Source organism: Streptosporangium sp. NPDC003464 (assembly GCF_053588315.1).
In genome coordinates this window covers 1-6,385 of the sequence record NZ_JBSFPS010000396.1, presented here as the reverse complement: position 1 = coordinate 6,385, position 6,385 = coordinate 1, and the positions used below count along the sequence as shown (strand labels likewise).

Genomic DNA, 6,385 nt, shown 5'->3' with positions numbered 1-6,385 from the left:
GCGGAAGGCCTTGGAGCCGTTGGCGTTGGTCCGCTCGCCGATCGCCAGGTAGGAGGTGTCCTGGCGGAAGGGCACGTGCTGGTAGAGCGAGGCGGCCCCGGACTCGGGGCGCGGGCGGCGGGGGGCGTGCTCGTTGCCGCGCACCCGCTCGACCACCTGGCGCAGGTGCTCGGGGGTGGTGCCGCAGCAGCCGCCGACCAGCGACAGCCCGAAGGACCGGGTGAAGTTCTCGTGGGCGTCGGCGAGCTCGCCGGGGGTGAGCGGGTAGTAGGCGCCGTCGGCGGTCAGCTGGGGCAGGCCCGCGTTGGGCATGCAGGACAGCTGCAGGCGGGCGTGCCTGGACAGGTGGCGCAGGTGCTCGCTCATCTCGGCGGGGCCGGTGGCGCAGTTGAGGCCGATGACGTCGACGCCGAGCGGCTCGATCGCGGTGAGCGCGGCGCCGATCTCCGAGCCGAGCAGCATCGCGCCGTTGGTCTCCACGGTGACCTGGGCGATGACCGGCACGTCGCGGCCGGAGTCGGCGATGGCCCGCCTGGCCCCGATGACGGCGGCCTTGACCTGGAGCAGGTCCTGGCAGGTCTCGATGATCAGCGCGTCGGCGCCGCCGGCGATGAGGCCGGCCGCGTTGTCGTAGTAGGCGTCGCGCAGCACGCCGTACGGCTTGTGCCCGAGGGTGGGCAGCTTGGTGCCGGGACCGATCGAGCCGAGCACGTAGCGGGGGTGGCTGGTGGCGGACCAGTGGTCGGCGGCCTCGCGGGCGACCCGGGCGCCGGCCTCCGACAGCTCGTAGGTCCGCTGGGAGATGTCGTATTCGCCGAGGGCGGCGAGGTTGGCGCCGAAGGTGTTGGTCTCGACGCAGTCGACGCCGACCTCGAAGTAGGCGTCGTGCACGGCCCGCACGATGTCGGGACGGGTGACGTTGAGCACTTCGTTGCAGCCCTCGTGACCTTCGAAGTCGTCCAGGGTGACGTCGTGCGCCTGCAGCATCGTTCCCATGGCCCCGTCGGCGACCATCACGCGCTCGGCCAGGACTTCACGGAAAGACGGTCTGCTAGTCATGAGAGAAAGCTTACTGGGAAGCGCCCAGACGTTATTCTTCCTGATTGTTCTTGTAGTAATTGCACTAACGGTCCAATTACCCTGCGAGGCGATCGATGGCGTCCTACCGCACCGTTGTCGTCGGCACCGACGGCTCCCCCTCCTCCTTCCGCGCGGTCACCTCCGCCGCCTCCCTGGCCGCCGCGACCGGCGCCACCCTGGTCCTGGCCTGCGCCTACGCCCCCATGCGCGAGCGTGAGCGCAGCGCGGCCGCCGACGCCCTGGGCGAGCTGTCCTACAAGGTGAGCGGCTCCACGCCCGCCGACGACGCCCTGCGCGCCGCCCGGGAGCACGCGGTGGCCGCCGGCGCCCGGACGGTCGAGCTGGCCGCCGAGGAGGGCGACGCGGTGGACGTTCTCGTCTCCCTCGCCGAGCGGCGCGGGGCCGATCTGCTCGTCGTCGGCAACCGGGGGCTCAACAGCCTCGCCGGGCGGCTGCTGGGCTCGGTGCCCTCCAGCGTCTCGCAGCGGGCGGGCTGTGACGTGCTGATCGTTCACACCACTTCCGGAAGGTGACGTAAAGGCCTCCTCAGCGCATAGGCTTAGCCGGATAGTAAGGCGAGCCCAGAAGGAGGCGGCGCGTGATCGAACTCGAAGGTCTACCCGAGCTCGTCGACCCGGTGCTGATCGCCGCGTTCGAGGGGTGGAACGACGCGGGCGAGGCCTCGAGCGGAGTCATCGCCCACCTGGAGGACGAGTGGAAGGCCACCCCGCTGGTCTCCCTCGACCCCGAGGAATACTACGACTTCCAGGTCACCCGTCCCATCGTCGAGATGGGTGAGGGGCTGACCCGCTCCATCACCTGGCCGACCACCAAGCTGTCGGTGGCCCGGCCGCCGGGCCTGGACCGCGACGTGGTGCTGCTGCGCGGCATCGAGCCCAACATGCGGTGGCGCGCCTTCTGCGAAGAGATCATCGTGGTCTGCCGCGAGCTGGGGGTGGAGCTGGCGGTGCTGCTCGGCGCGCTCCTCAACGACTCCCCCCACACCCGCCCGGTGCCGATCGTGGGCTCGGCGACCGACGAGGGCCTGGCCCGGGCGATCAACCTGGAGCTGAGCCGTTACGAGGGGCCGACCGGCATCGTCGGCGTCCTCCAGCACGCCCTGGGCACCGCCGGGATCCACGCGGTGTCGCTGTGGGCGTCGGTGCCGCACTACGTCGCCCAGCCGCCCAACCCCAAGGCCACCCTGGCGCTGCTCAGCCGGATGGAGGACCTCCTCGACATCCCGATGCCGCTGGGCGCCCTGGCCGAGGAGTCACGGGCCTGGGAGCACGGCGTGGACGAGCTGGCCTCACAGGACAGCGAAGTCGCCGAATACGTCAAGGAGCTGGAGGAGCGCAAGGACGCCGCCGAGCTGCCGGAGGCGAGCGGCGACGCCATCGCCGCGGAGTTCGAGCGCTACCTGCGCCGCCGTGACCGTGACGGCGACAGCTGAAACACACAGCACACAGTTATCTCTGTTCGCTCCCTTTTCCAGCGGTTCCCGGCAATAATCGGTCCCCACCCGGTCCGCCCGGGTCGCACCGAGTTGGAAGACCGGCCGGCAACAATTGCACACCCAGGAGAAACACGGCTCTGTAAACATCGGTGATCCGCGCCATCACCATGACGCACATTGTCCATGTGACTGCGCACGTTAGGGCAACCATGGCGACTCCCCAGCTCGACCCTTACCAGAAAGCTCAGGAGACGCGACGCCGCGTTCTTGAGATGGCCGTATTCATGAAACGCGAGGAGGGCGAGAGCTCCGCCCCATACGCATACCTGCGGGGCAGCCAGCCCGGACATGCGGTCGACATGTTCCTCGCCCTGCTCCAGGACCGGCTCCCGGTCTGGCTCCGCATCCTCGACGACCTGATGCACCTGGTCGGCAAGGGACGGGTCAGCGACAACCTGCTGCCCATCGCCCGCGCCGGCATCGACTACTACGCCGAGGTCCAGGCGGCGGCGCTGCCCGCCTTCAGCTCCCCCTCGGTCACCGTCCGCTTCCGCGAGGCGCTGCGCGACACCGAGATCGGCCCGATGTCGGAGGTCGTCCCGCTGACCGAGTATCTGGCGGCCGAGCAGCGGGCGGGCCGGGTCTCGCCCGAGGTCGACCCCCTCGCCAGCGCCCGGCTGCTGCTGGCCGGATGCCTGCGCCACGCCTACTACGAGATGCTCGTCGGCGCCGACAGCCTGCCCTCGCGGGACACCAGCGCCGAGGAGATCGTCCGCGAGCTGCGGCTGGACCTCCAGCGGACCTGATCGCACCGGGCCCAGATCAGCGCGGCCAGGTCGGCGTCCACCCCCAGCGGGGCGCTGACCAGGTCAGCGCCGGAGGACTCCAGGCGGTCCTGGAAGAAGCCGGGGGCCATCAGGTAGGAGGCCACCGCGATCCGGGGCACCGGGCCGGAGCGCAGGCGTCGCAGCGCCTCCCCGACGGAGGGGGCGCCCGTCGCGGCGAAGGCCGCCGTGACCGGGCGCGACAGCCGTACCGCGAGCAGCCGGGCCGCGGCCCGCACGTCGGCCAGCGCGGCCGGGTCGGAGGAGCCCGCCGCGCCCAGCACGACCGAGTCGGTGGGCCGCAGCCCGCTGCCCGCCAGCCTCCTGGCCAGGACGGCGGCCAGCAGCGGGTCCGGCCCGAGCGGGGCCGCCACCAGCGCGTCGGGTCGGGCCTCGGCGACCACCGAGGGCAGGTCGATGTGGACGTGATAGCCGCCCGCCAGCAGCAGCGGGACCACGACCACCGGGCCCGGCAGGCCGGGGAGCGTCTCGGCCAGCAGGGGTGGGCTGATCTCCAGGAAGGCCGTTTCGACCCGGCTGCCCGGGCGGGCCCGCCGTACGAGGTCCCGCAGCCCGGCGATCGTCTCCTCCCCCCGCGCGCTGCGGTTCCCGTGCCCGGCGAGGACCAGCGTCGTCACGTCCCCTCCCGGCCGGTCCGGGGGCGGCCGGGCGGTGCGGCGCGCCCTCTCACACGGCCCCGTCGCGGTCGCAGGCCAGCCGGTAGCCGCGCTTGACGACCGTCTCGACGATGCCGGAGGGGCCGAGGGCGCGGCGCAGGCGGGTGACGGCCATCTCGACGGCGTGCTCCGCCGAGTCGCGCGCCGGGCCGCCGGGGAGCACGGTGCGCAGCTCGGCACGGGCCACCACGTGGCCCGGCTTCTCGGCCAGGCGCTTGAGCACCGCCATCGGGGCGGGCGGCAGCGGCTTGAGCTCGCCGTCCACGGCGACGGCGTGACCGCGGATCTCCAGCGGGTGGCCGCCGGCGACCAGGCGGGTGACGCTGTGCTCGGGCAGGTGCCGGGCGAGCGTCCTGGCCAGCGCGCCGAGCCGGGCACGCTCGGGCTGTACGGCGGGCACCTCGCGCGCCAGCAGCGGTCCGGCCGTGACCGGACCCACGCAGGCCGCGACGACCGGCCCGGCGAAGGCCGCGAGCAGGGCCTCCTCCAGACCGTCGGCACGGGCCGCGCCGAGCATGGCCAGCACCGCCGGGGCGCTGGTGAAGGCCACCGCGTCCACCCCGCCGGAGATCGCCTGGCTGATCAGGCGGCGCAGCGGCGAGGTGTCGCGGTAGGGCAGCCACCGGTAGACCGGGACCTCGATGACCTCGGCCCCCGCCTCCCGCAGCGCGGCCACGAACCCGGTCAGCGGCTCCCCGTGCAGCTGTACGGCGATGCGGCGGCCCCGCAGGTCCTGGGCGAGGAGATACTGCTTGACCTCCTCGCACGACTCGGTGGGCGGCGTCCAGTGGTCGTTCAGCCCGGCGGCCCGGACCGCGCCGCGCGCCTTGGGCCCGCGGGTCAGCAGCCGGGCGGCGGTCAGCCGCGCCGCCAGCTCCCCCGACAGCCCCCAGCCCTCGGCCGCGGCCATCCAGCCCCGGAACCCGACCCCGGTGGTGACCACCACGTCGTCGATCGGGCCCGCCAGGCCGGCCCGGGTCGCGGCCAGCAGGTCGGCGTCCTCGGCCAGCGGCACCAGCCGGATCGCCGGGGCGCGCACCACTCTGGCGCCCCGCCGCTCCAGCAGCGCGCAGAACTCCTCACCGCGCCGGGTCGCGGTGACCCCGATCGTGAATCCGGCCAGCGCGTCGGGCGCGGTCTCCGGAGACCCCCCGAGGTCGTCCGCAAGGGCGATGCTCATCTGTCGTCCACCACTCCTCGTCCGGCGCGCGGGCGGCCCGTCCCCCGCCGGCCGCTCCGCTCGCCGCGCCGGGCCGCCGGCGCGCTCGTCTGTCGCCCGCCCCGTCGGGCTGTCTGCGGGGTCACCTCACGCTCACCTCCACCGCGCCGTCGGCGACGCGGACGGGATAGGTCGGTACGGCCGCCGCCGGATCGTCCAGGCACACACCGGTGACCAGGGAGAACACCTGCTTGTGCATGGGCGAGGCGACGCTGGGCTCACCCGCCCGGGTGCCGACGATCCCCCGGGAGAGGACCTGGGCGCCGCTGAAGGGGTCCCGGTTGCCGATGGCGAACAGCTCGCCGTCGAAGGTCCGGAACAGCGCGATCTGATGGCCGCCGACGAGCGCGCAGGCACCGCGCTCGGGCAGCAGGTCGGTGTAGGCGCAGACCGGGATCCAGCCGGTCTGCGTCACGGTCTCGCTCAGGACGGTCATGGTGGAGAGCTCCCTCCCATTCGGGTTCCGTCGGTGGGTCCGGGCGTCGGGTCTCGTCGGTGGGTCCGGGCGTCGGGTCTCGTCGGTGGGTCCGGGCGCCGGGTCTCGTCGGTGGGTCCGGGCGCCGGGACGGGACGGGGCGGGGCGGGGCGGACCCCGGCCCCGGGCGCGGACGGGGCGTCAGGGACCGACCACCTCCAGCGGGACGAGGACGGGCTTGATCTGGTCCCGCTCGGCCGTGAAGGCGATCGACGGGTCCGGGGTCCCCGGCGCGTTGACGAAGGAGACGAAGCGCCGCAGCTTGTCGGGGTCCTCGATGGCGTCCCGCCACTCGTCGGCGTAGGCGGCCACGTGCCGGGCCATCTGGGCGTCCAGGTCGGCGCAGATCCCGAGCGAGTCCTCCAGGACCACCTGCTTGACGTAGTCCAGGCCCTGGCCCTCCAGCCAGGCCGAGGTGCGCTGCAGGCGGTCGGCGGTGCGGACGTAGAACATCAGGAACCGGTCGATGGCCCGGATCAGCTCCTCGGTGCTCAGGTCCGCGGCGAACAGGTCGGCGTGCCGTGGGGTGAACCCGCCGTTGCCGCCCACGTAGAGGTTCCAGCCCTGCTCGGTGGCGATCGAGATCGAAACGACCCTGGCAGTACCCTCGGTGTTCGTCGGCCCATCGGAGGAGTCCGAGTGCCTGTTCGAAGG

Annotated in this window: 7 protein-coding genes and 1 pseudogene; 3 read left to right on the top strand and 5 right to left on the bottom strand. The window is 73.1% G+C overall.

The features are described from left to right. On the bottom strand, positions 1-1,059 hold a 1,059-nt coding region (locus ACWDS7_RS45425; protein ID WP_451934350.1), incomplete at its 3' end, for a homocysteine S-methyltransferase family protein. Between the two features lie 95 nt (positions 1,060-1,154). Here ACWDS7_RS45425 and ACWDS7_RS45420 point away from each other — a divergent pair. The 3 genes from ACWDS7_RS45420 (at position 1,155) to ACWDS7_RS45410 (ending at position 3,342) form a co-directional block, all read left to right on the top strand. Beyond that, on the top strand, positions 1,155-1,613 hold the full coding sequence (locus tag ACWDS7_RS45420; protein WP_306869047.1) for a universal stress protein: 459 nt from the start codon (positions 1,155-1,157) through the stop codon (positions 1,611-1,613). Between the two features lie 65 nt (positions 1,614-1,678). After that, positions 1,679-2,533: a PAC2 family protein gene (locus ACWDS7_RS45415; RefSeq protein WP_306869044.1), complete on the top strand. Its 855-nt coding sequence runs from the start codon at positions 1,679-1,681 to the stop codon at positions 2,531-2,533. Positions 2,534-2,820: 287 nt separating this feature from the next. After that, entirely contained in the window at positions 2,821-3,342 is a 522-nt protein-coding gene (locus ACWDS7_RS45410; protein WP_451934349.1) for a hypothetical protein, read from the top strand. On the opposite strand, the gene ACWDS7_RS45405 is transcribed toward ACWDS7_RS45410, so the two are convergent. From ACWDS7_RS45405 to ACWDS7_RS45390, 4 genes and pseudogenes are all read right to left on the bottom strand, one after another. Beyond that, positions 3,246-3,998, bottom strand: a complete 753-nt coding sequence (locus tag ACWDS7_RS45405; protein WP_451934348.1) for a sirohydrochlorin chelatase — start codon at positions 3,996-3,998, stop codon at positions 3,246-3,248. The genes ACWDS7_RS45410 and ACWDS7_RS45405 overlap by 97 nt on opposite strands. 49 nt (positions 3,999-4,047) lie before the next feature. Continuing rightward, positions 4,048-5,217 (bottom strand): uroporphyrinogen-III synthase, encoded by a 1,170-nt coding sequence (locus ACWDS7_RS45400; protein ID WP_451934347.1) that lies wholly within the window; start codon positions 5,215-5,217, stop codon positions 4,048-4,050. A gap of 121 nt (positions 5,218-5,338) precedes the next feature. Continuing rightward, complete coding sequence (gene nirD, locus ACWDS7_RS45395) at positions 5,339-5,692, bottom strand: nitrite reductase small subunit NirD (RefSeq protein WP_451934346.1); 354 nt, start codon at positions 5,690-5,692, stop codon at positions 5,339-5,341. Positions 5,693-5,872: 180 nt separating this feature from the next. Beyond that, positions 5,873-6,385: pseudogene (locus ACWDS7_RS45390) on the bottom strand (hypothetical protein); the annotation flags it as partial.

Bases quoted from the DNA above. Each gene is read 5' to 3' on its own strand.
- ACWDS7_RS45420 (WP_306869047.1), top strand. From the start codon at position 1,155: ATGGCGTCCTACCGCACCGTTGTCGTCGGCACCGACGGCTCCCCCTCC.
- ACWDS7_RS45410 (WP_451934349.1), top strand. From the start codon at position 2,821: ATGAAACGCGAGGAGGGCGAGAGCTCCGCCCCATACGCATACCTGCGG.
- ACWDS7_RS45400 (WP_451934347.1), bottom strand. From the start codon at position 5,217: ATGAGCATCGCCCTTGCGGACGACCTCGGGGGGTCTCCGGAGACCGCG.
- nirD (WP_451934346.1), bottom strand. From the start codon at position 5,692: ATGACCGTCCTGAGCGAGACCGTGACGCAGACCGGCTGGATCCCGGTC.